12 protein-coding genes are annotated in these 15689 nt (G+C 41.6%); 11 read left to right on the top strand and 1 reads right to left on the bottom strand.

Going from position 1 to position 15689, the window contains the following annotated elements; translation table 11 throughout:
• The first annotated feature begins 159 nt into the window (after positions 1–159).
• The 8 genes from gshB to lpxC all read left to right on the top strand — a co-directional run bounded on the left by gshB (position 160) and on the right by lpxC (position 9396).
• Positions 160–1104: a glutathione synthase gene (gshB, locus tag J576_RS08470; RefSeq protein ID WP_002053920.1), complete on the top strand. Its 945-nt coding sequence runs from the start codon at positions 160–162 to the stop codon at positions 1102–1104.
• Between the two features lie 237 nt (positions 1105–1341).
• On the top strand, positions 1342–2439 hold the full coding sequence (murG, locus tag J576_RS08465) for an undecaprenyldiphospho-muramoylpentapeptide beta-N-acetylglucosaminyltransferase (RefSeq protein ID WP_002053889.1): 1098 nt from the start codon (positions 1342–1344) through the stop codon (positions 2437–2439).
• A gap of 11 nt (positions 2440–2450) precedes the next feature.
• Positions 2451–3899 (top strand): UDP-N-acetylmuramate--L-alanine ligase, encoded by a 1449-nt coding sequence (gene murC, locus J576_RS08460; RefSeq protein ID WP_033855553.1) that lies wholly within the window; start codon positions 2451–2453, stop codon positions 3897–3899.
• 37 nt (positions 3900–3936) lie between these two features.
• Complete coding sequence (locus J576_RS08455) at positions 3937–4863, top strand: D-alanine--D-alanine ligase (RefSeq protein WP_002053928.1); 927 nt, start codon at positions 3937–3939, stop codon at positions 4861–4863.
• Positions 4864–4865: 2 nt separating this feature from the next.
• The gene (locus tag J576_RS08450; protein ID WP_002053744.1) at positions 4866–5720 is read left to right on the top strand and encodes a cell division protein FtsQ/DivIB; all 855 of its coding nucleotides are present in this window, start codon (positions 4866–4868) and stop codon (positions 5718–5720) included.
• A 60-nt stretch (positions 5721–5780) separates the two neighbouring features.
• A complete protein-coding gene (ftsA, locus tag J576_RS08445) occupies positions 5781–7043 on the top strand; it encodes a cell division protein FtsA (protein ID WP_002053865.1) in 1263 nt (420 codons plus the stop codon).
• 164 nt (positions 7044–7207) lie between these two features.
• A complete protein-coding gene (gene ftsZ, locus J576_RS08440) occupies positions 7208–8383 on the top strand; it encodes a cell division protein FtsZ (protein WP_002053783.1) in 1176 nt (391 codons plus the stop codon).
• Between the two features lie 110 nt (positions 8384–8493).
• Complete coding sequence (lpxC, locus tag J576_RS08435; RefSeq protein WP_002053908.1) at positions 8494–9396, top strand: UDP-3-O-acyl-N-acetylglucosamine deacetylase; 903 nt, start codon at positions 8494–8496, stop codon at positions 9394–9396.
• A gap of 97 nt (positions 9397–9493) precedes the next feature.
• On the opposite strand, the gene J576_RS08430 is transcribed toward lpxC, so the two are convergent.
• Complete coding sequence (locus tag J576_RS08430) at positions 9494–9934, bottom strand: DciA family protein (RefSeq protein WP_002053952.1); 441 nt, start codon at positions 9932–9934, stop codon at positions 9494–9496.
• Between the two features lie 107 nt (positions 9935–10041).
• Here J576_RS08430 and J576_RS08425 point away from each other — a divergent pair, with 107 nt between their 5' ends.
• The 3 genes from J576_RS08425 to J576_RS08415 all read left to right on the top strand — a co-directional run bounded on the left by J576_RS08425 (position 10042) and on the right by J576_RS08415 (position 15684).
• A complete protein-coding gene (locus tag J576_RS08425; protein WP_002053809.1) occupies positions 10042–10734 on the top strand; it encodes a M23 family metallopeptidase in 693 nt (230 codons plus the stop codon).
• Between the two features lie 250 nt (positions 10735–10984).
• Entirely contained in the window at positions 10985–13702 is a 2718-nt protein-coding gene (gene aceE, locus J576_RS08420; RefSeq protein ID WP_002053926.1) for a pyruvate dehydrogenase (acetyl-transferring), homodimeric type, read from the top strand.
• Between the two features lie 2 nt (positions 13703–13704).
• Positions 13705–15684, top strand: a complete 1980-nt coding sequence (locus tag J576_RS08415) for a 2-oxo acid dehydrogenase subunit E2 (RefSeq protein ID WP_002053802.1) — start codon at positions 13705–13707, stop codon at positions 15682–15684.
• Positions 15685–15689: the final 5 nt, after the last annotated feature.

The raw sequence follows: 15689 nt of genomic DNA, 5'->3' as shown, positions 1-15689 counted from the left end.
TTAGCCTTTAAAAAATAATATTTTATGACCTTAGTTTAACTGAGTTTATCTGAATTCAAGATAAAGAAATAACAGATAAGGTTTTACTAAAATTAAGAAAAACGAGTGAAAAATCTCAGCTATACTCATGCTAATTTAAATTTTAAGAAGAGCTTGAGCATGCGTGTACTTGTCGTCATGGATCCGATTGAAACCGTAAATCTGAAAAAGGATTCAACCATGGCAATGTTGTGGGCGGCGAGCCGTCGTGGACATGAATTAGGTTATGCATTACAGCAAGATTTATATATCGATCAAGGTAAGGCTTACGGTCTCATCTCTCCGTTAAAAGTTTTCGAAGATTACAACCATTATTATGAGTTAGGCGAAAAGAAAAAAGAATCAATCGCGGCTTATGATGTTGTACTCATGCGTAAAGATCCGCCTTTTGACATGAACTTTGTCTACACGACTTATGTGCTTGAGCAAGCTGAACGCGAAGGTTCATGGATTATTAACAAGCCTCAATCACTGCGTGATTGCAATGAAAAACTCTTTGCAACGCAGTTTCCAGAGCTACAAGTGCCTACACTTGTGACATCACAGCAGAGCCTGATTCGTGAATTTATTAAAGAACATGGCGATGTGATCGTTAAGCCACTTGATGGTATGGGTGGGATGGGAATTTTCCGTTTATACCAAGATGGTGTAAATATTGGTTCTACCTTAGAAATGCTGACAGAATTGGGTACGCGTCCAATTATGGCACAGCGTTATATTCCTGAAATTGTAGAAGGGGATAAACGCATTCTAATGGTGAATGGTGAGCCTGTTCCTTACTGTCTAGCCCGTATTCCGCAAAATGGTGAAGTGCGCGGTAACTTGGCGGCAGGTGGTTTAGGCCAAGCGCGTCCGCTTACTGAAAATGATAAGCTGATTGCAGCGAAAATTGGGCCTTTCTTGCGTGAAAAAGGTTTGGTATTTGTTGGACTTGATGTAATTGGTAATTATGTCACTGAAATTAATGTGACCAGCCCAACCTGTATTCGTGAAATTGATGCTCAATTTGGTACTTCAATTGCCGATGATCTATTTGACGTATTAGAAGCTGGGCGTCCTGCATAATGGTCTAGTTCGGGTGATTTCCTAAGCGAATATTGGGAAATCACCTAAAAATATATGAATTAATAAAACCACAATATGAAATACGCTAGCGCTTTGTAGGCATATTTTCAAAAAAGCACATCTTTCTGTTATAAACGAGTGAAATTCGCTTTTCGTTAATGAAGCTTTAGGATTAAAATAAACGGCTACAAAAATAGATGACAATTTCCATTGTTTTTTGAGTTGAAGAATTAGACCGTGACAGATTCACAGCAAAGCAAACTTAAACATGTCATGATGATGGCTGCCGGTACTGGTGGACATGTTTTTCCAGCCCTCGCCGTAGCCAAACAACTTCAACAACAAGGTTGTCAGGTTTCATGGCTAGCCACGCCAACAGGTATGGAAAATCGGTTATTAAAAGATCAAAATATTCCAATATATCAAATTGATATTCAAGGTGTGCGTGGAAATGGAGTCATCCGTAAACTCGCTGCACCTTTTAAAATTTTGAAAGCAACTTTTAGCGCAATGCGCTATATGAAACAGCTTAAAGTTGACGCGGTAGCTGGCTTTGGTGGTTATGTTGCAGGCCCTGGTGGCTTGGCGGCGCGCTTATTAGGTATTCCTGTTCTCATTCATGAACAAAATGCGGTTGCAGGTTTTACCAATGCCCAGTTATCACGCGTGGCTAAAGTGGTGTGTGAAGCATTTCCAAATACTTTTCCTGCTAGCGAAAAAGTGGTAACGACTGGAAATCCGGTACGTCGTGAGATCACTGATATCTTAAGCCCAAAGTGGCGTTACGATGAGCGTGAGCAAGCAGGTAAACCCTTAAATATTTTAATTGTAGGTGGTTCTTTAGGTGCAAAAGCACTCAATGAACGTTTACCTCCAGCATTAAAACAACTTCAAGTTCCATTGAATATTTTCCATCAGTGTGGTCAGCAACAGGTTGAGGCAACTCAAGCTTTGTATGCAGATGCGCCAGCAAATTTAACTGTACAGGTTTTGCCTTTTATTGAAGATATGGCAAAAGCGTATAGCGAAGCAGACCTGATTATTTGCCGTGCTGGGGCATTAACAGTGACAGAAGTTGCAACTGCTGGTGTTGCAGCAGTTTTTGTACCGCTTCCAATTGCGGTAGATGACCACCAAACTGCAAATGCTAAATTTCTGGCCGATGTCGGCGCTGCAAAAATTTGCCAGCAATCGACCATGACACCAGAAGTTTTAAATCAATTGTTTACTACGTTGATGAACCGCCCATTACTTACAGAAATGGCAGTGAAAGCGCGTCAACATGCCCAACCAAATGCAACTCAGCATGTGGTTGATCTTATTCAAAAAATGTAATCGGATTTACTATGTCTCCAATAACAGCTGCAAACCAAGCAAAAAAATTGATTAAAGTGCCTGAAATGCGCCGTATCAAACACATTCATTTTGTGGGTATTGGCGGAGCAGGTATGTGTGGTATTGCTGAGGTGTTAGCTAACCAAGGATATAAAATTTCCGGTTCAGATATTAAAGCTTCTAAAACTACACAACAATTAGAAGAAAATGGCATTAAAGTCTATATCGGACACGAAGCAGAAAATATTAAAAATGCCAATGTGCTTGTCGTTTCAACTGCTATTGATCCGGAAAATCCGGAAATTAAAGCAGCGATTGAACAACGTACTCCGATTGTACGTCGTGCAGAAATGCTTGGTGAGCTTATGCGTTACCGTCATGGTATTGCGGTAGCAGGTACACATGGCAAAACCACAACAACGAGTTTGTTAACCACTATGTTGGCTGAAGAAAACCTTGACCCAACTTATGTGATCGGTGGTTTACTTAACAGTACTGGTGTAAATGCAGCTCTTGGTGAAAGCCGTTTTATTGTTGCTGAAGCTGACGAATCAGATGCATCTTTCCTTTATTTACAGCCAATGGCAGCGATTGTAACCAACATCGATGCTGACCATATGGACACTTATGAAGGTAGCTTTGATAAATTAAAAGATACCTTTGTACAATTCCTACATAACTTACCGTTTTATGGTTTAGCGGTAGTTTGTGGTGATGATGCAAACGTTCGTGAGATTTTGCCACGTGTAGGCCGTCCAGTTATTACATATGGTTTTAACGAAGATAATGACATTCGTGCGATTGATGTAGAGCAAGATGGCATGCGTTCGCACTTTACAGTGTTACGTAAAGGCCGTGAACCGTTACGTCTAACGATTAATCAGCCTGGTTTACATAACGTTTTAAATGCTTTGGCTGCAATTGGTGTTGCTACCGATGAAGGCGTTTCAGACGAAGCAATTAGCCGTGCATTAAAAGGTTTTAGTGGTGTTGGACGTCGCTTCCAAGTACAAGGTGAATTTGAGCTTGGTGAAGGTAATGTGAAATTAGTCGATGACTATGGACACCACCCGAAAGAAGTGGAAGCTACAATTAAAGCTGCTCGTCAGAGTCACCCTGACCGTCGTTTAGTGATGCTTTTCCAACCACACCGTTACTCTCGTACTCGTGATTGTTTTGATGACTTTATTGAAGTTTTATCTCAAGTCGACCAATTATTATTACTAGAAGTTTATCCGGCTGGGGAAAAACCAATTGTTGGCGCAGATAGCCGTACTTTGGCGCGTAGTATTCGTTTGCGCGGTCAGGTTGAGCCGATTTTGATTGATCCGGTTGATGGTAATTTGCAAAACATCATGCAAAATGTGTTACAACCAAATGACTTGTTATTAACGCAAGGTGCAGGTAACGTGGGAGCAATTTCAGTAGAACTTGCACAGCATCATTTGTATGTGAAATAAACAAAAAGTATTGAATTATCGGGTTAAGGATTTAAACGTGTCAAATGCTACAAAATTCGGCAAAGTTGCTGTGTTACTTGGTGGAAAATCGGCTGAGCGTGCTGTGTCTTTAGATAGTGGTCAGGCAGTTCTGGACGCTTTGTTACGTTCAGGTGTTCAGGCTGAGGCATTTGATCCGCAAGACCGTAGTGTAACTGAACTTGTAAACTATGACCGCGCATTTATTGTATTGCATGGTCGTGGTGGTGAAGACGGTCAAATCCAAGGCGCACTTGAGTGGTTAAACATTCCTTATACAGGAACAGGTGTGCAAGGTTCTGCAATTGGTATGGACAAGGTCAAAACCAAGCAAATCTGGCAAGGCAGTGACTTACCAACAGCACCGTATCGCATTATTACTAAAGAGACTGACCTAGATTCAGTCATTGCTGAATTAGGCTTACCTGTCATCATTAAACCTGTACATGAAGGTTCAAGTGTAGGCATGAGTAAGGTTGAGAAAGCTGAAGATTTTGCAGCAGCAATTGAGAAGGCGACTCAGCACGATGCTGTTGTGATGGCAGAAAAGTGGATCACAGGTCGTGAATTTACTATTTCATTTTTAAATGGTCAGCCTTTACCTGTTATTCGTTTACAGCCACCAGCAGATGTTGCTTTCTACGACTACGAAGCAAAATATCAACGTAATGATGTCGAGTATGGTATTCCTTGTGGTCTTAGCGAGAGCGAAGAGAAAAACCTACAAGCCTTATGTTTACGTGCTTTCCAAGCCGTAGGTGCAGAAGGTTGGGGCCGTATTGATGCAATGCAGGATGAGCAAGGTAATTTCTGGCTTTTAGAAGTAAATACCGTACCAGGTATGACCAGCCACTCGCTTGTGCCAAAAGCAGCTAAAGCTGTGGGTTATAGCTTTGATGAATTGTGTGTTGCAATTCTTGAGCAAACATTGGAAGGTACGGCTTAAATATGGCACAACTTCCGGCTTCCATGCGCCGTAAACGTGCGGCGATTACCTCCATTCATGAAAAACCGCCTACGCGTAAGCAAAAGCTTGCCAATGCTGGCGGATGGGTGTTGCTGGTTATTGCCTTTTTAGTCTTGGCAGCCGGAATTTACGGTCTATATAAAGTTATTACTGATGCAACTGTCGCAAAACTTGAAGTGGTAGGTTCAACAACTCCGGTTGAGAATCAGCAAGTGATGCGATATGTGCAACCGATTGTAAAAGATAATTATTTTACGTCTGACTTAGAGCAGATACGTGATAAAGCATTAGAAATTTCATGGGTAGACCGAGTTGTCGTATCTCGTGCCTGGCCAAATGGTATTCGTGTTCGTGTGATGCCTCGACATGCGATCGCCCGTTGGGGAACAGGTCGCTTATTAAGCGATGGTGGTGACGTATTTAGTGAGGCAGAACCGAGACTTCATCCTGAGCTTCCGCTGTTACATGGTCCGGTAAGCCAGTCTAAAATGATGATGCGACGCTATAATGAAATTAATCAGTTATTCCATCCTGTTAATTTGCGTTTAAAAGAGTTATATCTAACAGAGCGAATGACTTGGTTTATGCAGTTTGACTCTGGTTTACGAATTATTGTTGACCAAGACCAAACAATGAATAAATTGCAACGTTTAAGTCACTTGGCACAATCTGACCTAAAACCTGTGTGGACGAAAATCTCAGCCATTGATTTACGATATCGTAATGGATTATCTATTCAATGGAAGAATGCAACCCCACCTAAAATTGTGAATGGTCAGTTTGTTGTAACGAGTGATGACACAAGCATTGCAGGTGGTGCAAAAGCAAAGCCATAATACGTGGCTTTAAAATAGGCAATTTGCCTGGTATTAGACAACAAAGAAATGGTATGAGTGATGAGTGAAGCTGTTCCCTCAGTTGTTGCGATTGACATTGGGACGCATAAAGTTTCAGTTTTGATTGGAAAAATTCATGCGCCAGATAACATTCAGGTTATCGGTATGGCAACTGCTCGCAATCGAGGCATGAACAAAGGAAAAATTGTAAGTCTCGATAAAGTCATTGCTGCGATTAAAAACGCCGTTGCTGAAGCGGAAAATATGGCCGAATGTCGCATTCATAGTGCGTGGGTATCTATTCCGAGTACCGAGCTGCAAAGTTTCTATGCTTCTGGACGCACACCTGTTGCTAATCCAGCACATGTGATTACAACCAATGAAGTTGTACGTGCATTAGAGTTAGCAAAAGCAAGCCATGTAACTTCTGACTACTATTTAGCAAGTGCTGTCCCGTTAGGGTTTGAGTTAGGCGACTCTGCTGAATGGGTTCAAAACCCAATCAATATGACCGCTCATAGCATGACTGGCCACTATCAACTCATGATGATGCCGATTGCTACTATGCAAAACCTTGATCGTGCCATGAAAGGTGCGAACATTGGTGTAGAGAAAATGGTGGTCTCTTGCTTGGCTACGGCTGAAGCAAGTTTGCTGAAAGATGAAAAAGAATATGGCGTTTGTCTAGTTGATATTGGTGCAGGTATTACCAACCTGGCAGTTTATTTAGATGGCCGTTTGGCTTTAGCACGTACATTACAACGTGGTGGTGAGCATGTGACACGTGATATTGCTGCTGTGTTGCAAACAACTACTGAAGAAGCTGAGCGCATTAAAATTCTGCATGGCTGTGTTGATCTAAGTGCTGTTAAGCCTGACCATATGATTCAGGTACAGGGTATTGATGGGCCTCAAACGATTAGTCGTATTGAGTTATCAGAAATTATTATTGCGCGTTATGAAGAGATTTTCAGCCAAATTCGCGAAGAACTCGAACAAAGCGGTGCAATCCATGGCCTATATCATGGCGTTGTATTAACAGGTGATGCTTGCCAGATTGAAGGTATGGTGAGTTTAGCGCGTCGTATGCTAGGTGTATCTGCTCATTTAGGTAATCCACCGTTACAGGTGTATGCTGATGATCAGCATCAAGCTGCATTACGCCGATCAATGTATGCGACAGCAGCTGGTTTGCTTATGTTTAGCCAAAGCGAATTACAAGAAGCTGTTGAGGAACCTGAAGAGGGAAATGACCGTTCGGTATGGGAACGAATGGTGAATGGCTGGAATGCGTTTAATAGCAAACTTAAAGCCATTTTTTAGGATGTATGGATTTATTGGTAGAATTGTTAGGAAGTTGTAAGAGAAAACCACTGTACTTGACAAGGTTTGTATTGCACAGCATTCTTAAAATTAGTTATTTTTGAAAATCAAGGCAGTATACGGGCTGAAGTGACTGCCATAATGTATTAGGAACCCTAAAGGTCATGGCCTCATTTGAATTTATAGAAGATGAACTAAACGATGGCAACGGTCAAGCCCGTTTCACTGTATTTGGTGTAGGTGGCGGTGGCGGTAATGCCGTTCAGCACATGGTACAGTCTGATATTCAGGGTGTTAAATTCGTTTGTGCCAATACAGATAAACAAGCACTTGATTGTATGAATGCCCCTTTCAAAATTCAGTTAGGTGAGCAAAGTACACGTGGTCTAGGTGCCGGTGCTAACCCTGAAGTAGGTCAGGTTGCCGCAGAAGAAAGCCGTGAAATTATTCGTCAGCACCTCGAAGGAACTGACATGGTATTTGTAACCGCTGGTATGGGTGGTGGTACAGGTACTGGTGCTGCTCCGGTTGTTGCCGAAGTTGCTAAAGAAATGGGGATTTTGACTGTTGGTGTTGTAACAACGCCATTTAACTTTGAAGGTCGTCGTCGTCAAAAATCTGCTGAGCGTGGTATTGAAGCGCTTGAAGCACATGTTGATTCATTGATTATTATTCCTAACCAACGCTTATTGAGCGTGTATGGTGATATTTCAATGAAAGATGCCTATAAAAAGGCAGATGATGTATTGTTAAACGCTGTACGTAGTATCTTTGACCTTGTGGTTAACCGTGGTCACATTAACCTTGACTTCGCCGATTTGAAAACTGCAATGAGTACCCGCGGTTATGCAATGATGGGTGCTGGTTTAGGCCGTGGTGAAGACCGTGCTCGTCAAGCTGCTGAACAAGCCATCCGTAGTCCACTACTTGATAATGTGAATATTATTAATGCAAAAGGCGTGTTAATTAATATTACAGGTGGTGATGACATCACGTTACGTGAAACTGAAATCATTACTGATGTGGTTAACCAAATTGTTGACCTTGATGAAGGCGAGATTTTCTACGGTACAGTATTTGATCCAGATGCGCGTGATGAATTACGTGTAACTGTGATTGCAACTGGTTTAACACGTAATGCAGCTGATGCAGAACCAAGAAAGCGTAATACTGTAAGTCATACAGCAACTCAATCTGCACAATCTGTAGATGAAGATGATGTTCCAGCAATTAATAAGCGTCAAAATGCTGAAAATGATGTGAATAATGCACCAAGTTCATCACCACGTTCTTCTCCAATGAGTATTCAAGATTATTTGAAAAATCAGCAACGTAAGTAATATAGCGTTCAATCTATTAAAAGGCAGTGTATAAACACTGCCTTTTTTTATTTTTGATCAATGACTAAATATGCTAACGTATAGCGGTTTTAAAAAAGAAGTTACAAAGCATGGTGAAACAGCGTACTCTCAGTCGTGTGGTAAAAGCGAGTGGAATAGGTCTTCATAGCGGTCAAAAAGTGATGATCAATTTCATTCCACATACCGTGGATGGAGGTATTGTATTTCGCCGTATCGATTTAAATCCACCTGTCGATATTCCTGCTAATGCATTGCTGATTCAAGAAGCATTCATGTGTTCAAACCTTGTTACTGGCGATATTAAAGTAGGTACCATTGAGCATGTGATGAGTGCGATTGCTGGTTTAGGAATTGATAATTTAATTGTAGAAGTGTCAGCATCTGAAGTCCCCATTATGGATGGTAGTGCTGGACCATTTATTTATTTGTTAATGCAAGGTGGCTTGCGTGAACAAGATGCACCGAAAAAATTTATAAGAATATTAAAGCCAGTTGAAGCTTTAATTGATGATAAAAAAGCGATTTTTAGACCACATAATGGTTTTCAACTCAACTTTACGATTGATTTTGATCATCCTGCCTTTGCAAAAGAATATCAATCTGCGACTATCGATTTTTCTACTGAAACCTTTGTGTATGAAGTCAGTGAGGCACGTACTTTTGGTTTTATGAAGGATTTAGATTACCTCAAAGCAAATAATTTAGCTTTAGGGGCAAGTCTAGACAATGCCATTGGTGTAGATGATACAGGTGTTGTGAACGAAGAAGGCTTACGATTTGCCGATGAGTTTGTTCGTCACAAAATTTTAGATGCAGTAGGTGATTTGTATTTACTTGGTCATCAAATTATTGCCAAGTTCGATGGCTATAAATCAGGACATGCTTTAAATAATCAGCTATTACGCAATGTTCAAAGTGATCCGAGTAATTATGAAATTGTAACATTTAATGACGAGAAAGACTGTCCAATTCCATACGTGAGTGTGACATAAGTCATTGTCTTTATTTGGCTATGTTATAATGTAACAATAAAAACTGTGATTTTAATCACATAATAAGAACGATTCTAATTAAGGAATAGAAAGCTCATCATTTTTTATTGCTTGCCAAACGTAGTAAAGCTTGGCTAAGCTTAGGGTCGCTCACGAAGTCGGCAACACTACGTAACATTTCTTGTGTTTCCGGGGGGATGGATTTAGAAGGCTCAGATGGGGGCGCTGTAGGAATAGTTTTATTTCTTAAGCGAACTTGAATTCTTTGTATGTCTTTTAGTCCTTCGAGTTGAGATAATTTAGATATATATTGGCTCTGTAAATAGCTGAGTTGACTAATCATTGCCTGATTTTCACCAGTAATAATTAAAGTGCCATTTTGATAACACACAACCTGCCATTGTTCCGGTTGGGGCAATAAGGGTTGGATTATTTTCGTAAGTCTTTGCCATTGCGCGACTTGCGTTGTTAGAAACGTAAGGTTTCCTGTTTTTATGTGTTTTCCGGATTGTTGAAAAACGTTATCGGGTTTAGACATTGATCGTTCTCGAATGGTTTCTTGTCCTAATCTTAAGCGTTCATTTCAACTGATATCAAGGAAGAGATCATAAGGAACTTGAGTAAGAACAGTTTCAAGAGGTTTTTATGCACACGCGTCGTATTTTATTAGCGTTTTCACTTGCCGCTTCGGCTGCATCGGTTGCTTTTGCAGATTATCAAAATATTAACCAATCTACTGACTCAGATCGATTGGAACAGTTATCAAAAACATTATCTCAAGGTTCATATACACATCCTGATGATTTAGATCTTCCGGCGAGTGCTAAAGTTTCAGTCACTTTACGTCCTAAAACAGTTGAGCTCAATAATGACTCACTGGCAAAAAAATATGGCCATACGACTGCAAAAAATTCTTTTAATGCCTCTTCTTCAAATCCTTATTCTTGGTTAGTTTCTCATCCTCTTCCAGATAGCGTACGTGTTTCTTCTAACTTTGGTGGCCGTACCATGGGTGGTCGTGCAGAGCATCATGGTGGTTTAGACATGTCGGCACCAAGTGGTACACCGATCTATGCAACTGGTCCTGGTATTGTAACTAAATCAGGTTGGGGTACAGGTTATGGACAATATGTTGAAATCAACCACGGTAATGGTTATTTAACACGCTATGCACACGCTTCACGTTTATTAGTTCGTGTAGGTGACCAGGTTTCTGCTGGTGATCATATTGCTAACGTGGGCTGTACAGGTCGTTGTACAGGACCGCATTTACATTATGAAGTAGTTAAAGATGGTCAACGTAAGAATCCATCAACTTACTTAGCAATGTTGCCTTAATAGAGTTTCATGAAAGTTCAAGGTTATTAAATTTATGAATCTGAAATGAACATAAACCTTTCTTAACGCAATGATCGTATAAAAAAACGCCAATATTGGCGTTTTTTTGTTATTTTGTTTACTGTTCGGTCAATGACTATTCATTCAGAAAATAATAGAGCCCCCTCACATTCACCCGTGGCAATAACTTGAGAGGGGCAAAACGTGGTAAAAATACAAAGTAGATTAGAGAACAAGGAACAGGTGAATTATGGCGTTTTACGGTGACTCCGACGCACAAGAAACCCAAGAATGGCAAGATGCATTCGATTCAGTTTTACAACACATGGGAACTGAGCGAGCGGCATTCTTGTTGGAAAAACTTTACCAACAAGCAATTGCTAAGCATGTTCCAATTCAACGTCTCAATACACCTTACTTAAATACAATTTCTGTTGAAGAACAACCTGCAATGCCAGGCGACCAAGATATGGAACGCCGTATTCGTGCATTGATTCGTTGGAATGCCTTAGCAATGGTACTTCGCGCGAATAAAACAGGTGATGATTTAGGTGGTCACTTGGCGAGCTTCGCATCAAGTGCAACATTATATGACGTAGGTTTTAACCATTTCTTCCGCGCAAACAGCGATAACTTTGGCGGAGATATGATTTATTACCAAGGGCACTGTGCTCCTGGTATTTATGCACGTTCATTCCTTGAAGGACGTTTAACTGAAGAACAGTTAAGTAATTTCCGCCGTGAAGTTGGCGGTAACGGTTTACCAAGCTATCCACATCCGTATTTAATGCCGGACTATTGGCAGTTCCCAACTGTATCAATGGGTCTTGGTCCAATCATGTCGATTTATCAAGCGCACATTCAAAAATATTTGATGAACCGTGGCCTGATCAAAGAAGAAGATCGTAAAGTTTGGGCATACCTCGGCGATGGCGAGATGGATGAGCCAGAAAGCTTAGGTGCGATCTCACTTGCTGGTCGTGAGAAGCTTGACAACTTAATTTGGGTAGTTAACTGTAACTTACAGCGTCTAGATGGTCCTGTACGTGGTAACGGTAAAATTATTCAAGAACTTGAATCGATCTTCCGTGGCGCAGGCTGGCGTGTCATTAAAGTAGTATGGGGCCGTCATTGGGATCCACTACTTGCTAAAGATACAAGCGGTGCATTAAAAGCACGTATGGAAGAAGCGGTTGATGGTGACTATCAGCGTTATCAAGTAAAAGGTGGCGCATATACACGTGAAAAATTCTTTGGTAAGTACCCAGAAGCTGCGGAACTTGTAAAAGATTTAAGCGATGAAGATATTGATGCGTTAAACCGTGGTGGTCATGACCCTTACAAAGTTTTTGCTGCATATGCAGAAGCGATGAAAGCGAAAGGCCAACCCACAGTGATCTTGGCGAAAACCATTAAAGGTTATGGTTTGTCTGAAGAAATTGAAGCGGTAAACAAAACTCACCAAATCAAAAAGATGCAAATTGACTCTTTAAGATATGTACGTGACCGTTTCAATCTTCCATTTTCAGATGAGCAATTAGAAGAGCTTCCATTCTATCGCCCAAGTGAAAACTCTCCAGAAATGAAATATATGAAAGCGCGTCGTGAAGCTTTAGGTGGATACCTGCCTGCACGTCGTCGTGAGAGTGAATCTTTAGCGATTCCTGAATTATCTGTATTTGATGCAGTGTTGAAAGGTTCGGGTGGCAAAGAGCAATCAACTACTATGGTGATGGTCCGTTTAATTGCTGCTTTACTTAAAGAAAAAGCGATTAAAGACCGCGTAGTGCCAATCGTTCCAGATGAAGCACGTACTTTTGGTTTAGAAGGTATGTTCCGTCAGCTTGGTATTTATGCTGCTCACGGCCAAAAATACACGCCAGAAGACCAAGAACAGTTAATGCATTACCGTGAAGCAAAAGACGGTCACATGTTACAAGAAGGGATTAACGAAGCAGGTGCGATGAGTGCATGGGCTGCGTTAGCGACAAGTTATTCAACTAATAACTTGCCAATGATTCCAATGTACATGTATTACTCAATGTTTGGTTTCCAACGTATTGGTGATATTGCATGGGCTGCGGGTGACGCACAAGCTCAAGGTTTCTTGTTAGGCGCGACTGCAGGCCGTACGACATTGAACGGTGAAGGTTTACAGCACCAAGACGGTCATTCACATATCTTGGCAAACACGATTCCAAACTGCGTGTCTTATGACCCATGTTTTGGTTATGAGTTAGCGGTAATCGTACATGATGGTTTACAACGTATGTATGTGAACCAAGAGCGTGTGTTCTATTACTTAACAGTAATGAATGAGAACTACGAGCATCCTGAAATGCCAGAGGGCGTTGAAGAAGGCATTAAACGTGGTATGTATTTATTCGAGAAAGATGAAAAAGCAACTGTCCAGTTACTTGGTTCAGGTGTAATCCTTCGCGAAGTGATTAAAGCTGCGAAAATCTTACGTGATGAATACCAAATCCATTCAAACGTTTGGAGTGTAACAAGCTTCAATGAGTTAGCACGTGATGGTATGGCATGTGAAGAATACAACCGCCTACACCCACTTGCTGAAGAAGTTAAAGAATCTTGGGTATCTAAACAATTACGTGGTACGGAAGGTATCGTAGTTTCTGCTACCGACCATATGCGTGCTTATAGCGAACAAATCCGTGCGTATCTTCCAGATGGTCGCCCATTTGTTGCATTAGGTACAGATGGTTACGGCCGTTCAGATACACGCGCGAATTTACGTAGTTTCTTTGGTGTTGATGCTGCACACATTGTTGTTGCTACTTTGAAAAAATTAGCTGACGAAGGTGAAGTAGACGCACGTTTAGTGAAAGATGCAATTTCTAACTTTGAGTTAGATACTGACCGTCCGGTTGCATGGGCTCCGCAAGCACATCCGGAAGTTCAGCCAGTTGCTGAATACAATGAAACGCAAACAGGTGAGGGGAACTAAGCATGCAAATTAAGACCCCTGATATTGGTGTAGATAAAGCAAACGTCGCTGAAATTTTAGTAAAAGTTGGCGACCGTGTTGAAGTTGACGACAGTATCGTTGTGCTTGAGTCTGATAAAGCAACTGTTGAAGTGCCTAGCACTTCAGCAGGTGTCGTAAAAAGCATCTTGATTAATCAAGGTGATGACGTGACTGAAGGTGTTGCTTTGATTGAGATTGAAGCAGAAGGTGCGGCACAAGCAGCTCCGGAACCAACACCAGCTCCTGCGGCTGAAAAGCCAGCTGCTCCAGCACCTGCACAGCAAACTCAAGCTTCAGCTCAACCTGCTGCTACATCAACTGCAACTGTTGACGTGACTGTACCTGACATTGGCGTTGAAAAAGCATTAGTTGGTGAAATCCTTGTTAAAGTGGGTGACCAAATTGATGTTGAACAAAGTATTGTTGTTGTAGAGTCGGATAAAGCGACTGTGGAAGTTCCAAGTAGCGTGGCTGGTACTGTAGAAAGTATTCAAGTGAAAGAAGGCGATACTGTTAAAGAGGGTGTTGTTCTTATTCAAGTGAAAACAGCAGCTGCATCTAATGCGCAAGCAGAAGCTCCTGCTACTACACCAGCTCCAGCTGCAGCCGCTGAACCAGTTGCTACAAAGCAAGAAACTGTTGCGGCAGCTGCTACTCAATCTGGTCCAGTTGATATCAATGTTCCTGACTTGGGCGTAGATAAAGCAGTTGTTGCTGAAATCTTAGTACAAGTTGGCGATAAAGTTGATGTAGACCAAAGCCTTGTTGTAGTTGAATCAGATAAAGCAACTGTGGAAGTTCCAAGTACCGTTGCTGGTGTTGTAAAAGCAATTCACTTGCAAGCAGGCCAACAAGTTTCACAAGGTATATTGCTTGCAACAATTGAAGCTGAAGGCCAAGCACCTGCTGCTGCACCAGCGGCAAAAGCAGAAGCAGCCCCAGCTCCACAGGCAGCAGCACCTAAAGCAGCTGCTCCTGCTACAACACAGTCTGCACCTGCGGCGCCTACATCTGGCACTGATAAGTTAACGAAAGAGCAAGAAGCAGAAAACGCTAAAGTATATGCAGGTCCTGCTGTTCGTAAGCTTGCTCGTGAACTTGGCGTGATTTTGTCACAAGTTAAAACTTCTGGTGAGCATGGCCGTGTAGTTAAAGAAGATATCTTTGCTTATGTGAAGAGCCGTTTAACGGCACCACAAGCGGCACCAGTTGCTGCGGCTGCACCAGCAGTTTCGGGTTTACCAAAGCTTCCTGACTTTACTGCTTTTGGTGGCGTGGAAGAAAAAGTACTGACGCGTTTGCAGCAAGTATCAATTCCGCAGTTGTCTTTAAACAATTACATTCCACAAGTAACTCAGTTTGACCTTGCGGATATTACTGAGTTAGAAGCTTGGCGTGGTGAGTTGAAAGACGGCTTTAAGAAACAAGGTGTGAGCCTAACAATTTTGGCATTTATTGCAAAAGCTGTAGCACACTTGTTGAAAGAAGAGCCTTATTTCGCGGGTCACTTGGCAGATGATCAGAAATCTGTATTGCTCCGTAATGAAATCCATATGGGTATTGCGGTTGCAACTCCAGATGGTTTGACAGTACCTGTACTACGTAATCCTGACCAAAAATCAATTAAGCAAATTGCTGTTGAATTGGGTGAGCTCAGTAAAAAAGCGCGTGATAAGAAATTAACACCGAAAGATTTACAAGGTGCTAACTTCACGATTACAAGCTTAGGTTCAATTGGCGGTACAGCATTTACCCCACTAGTTAACTGGCCACAAGTTGCAATTTTGGGTATTTCACCTGCAACGATGCAGCCTGTATGGAATGGTAAAGACTTTGATCCACGCTTAATGTTGCCGTTGTCATTGTCTTATGACCACCGCGTAATTAATGGTGCGGATGCAGCTCGCTTTACAAATAAACTTACGAAACTTCTTAAAGATATTCGTACTTTATTAATCTAATGCTT

Origin of the sequence: Acinetobacter sp. 766875, from assembly GCF_000582055.1 — a bacterium.
GTDB lineage: Bacteria > Pseudomonadota > Gammaproteobacteria > Pseudomonadales > Moraxellaceae > Acinetobacter > Acinetobacter nosocomialis.
The sequence above is the reverse complement of the archived record's forward strand: the minus strand, read 5'-3'. Positions and strand labels throughout refer to the sequence as shown.

Bases quoted from the DNA above. Each gene is read 5' to 3' on its own strand.
- ftsZ (WP_002053783.1), top strand. From the start codon at position 7,208: ATGGCCTCATTTGAATTTATAGAAGATGAACTAAACGATGGCAACGGT.
- gshB (WP_002053920.1), top strand. From the start codon at position 160: ATGCGTGTACTTGTCGTCATGGATCCGATTGAAACCGTAAATCTGAAA.
- J576_RS08415 (WP_002053802.1), top strand. From the start codon at position 13,705: ATGCAAATTAAGACCCCTGATATTGGTGTAGATAAAGCAAACGTCGCT.
- murC (WP_033855553.1), top strand. From the start codon at position 2,451: ATGTCTCCAATAACAGCTGCAAACCAAGCAAAAAAATTGATTAAAGTG.
- lpxC (WP_002053908.1), top strand. From the start codon at position 8,494: ATGGTGAAACAGCGTACTCTCAGTCGTGTGGTAAAAGCGAGTGGAATA.
- ftsA (WP_002053865.1), top strand. From the start codon at position 5,781: ATGAGTGAAGCTGTTCCCTCAGTTGTTGCGATTGACATTGGGACGCAT.
- J576_RS08425 (WP_002053809.1), top strand. From the start codon at position 10,042: ATGCACACGCGTCGTATTTTATTAGCGTTTTCACTTGCCGCTTCGGCT.
- J576_RS08450 (WP_002053744.1), top strand. From the start codon at position 4,866: ATGGCACAACTTCCGGCTTCCATGCGCCGTAAACGTGCGGCGATTACC.
- aceE (WP_002053926.1), top strand. From the start codon at position 10,985: ATGGCGTTTTACGGTGACTCCGACGCACAAGAAACCCAAGAATGGCAA.
- J576_RS08430 (WP_002053952.1), bottom strand. From the start codon at position 9,934: ATGTCTAAACCCGATAACGTTTTTCAACAATCCGGAAAACACATAAAA.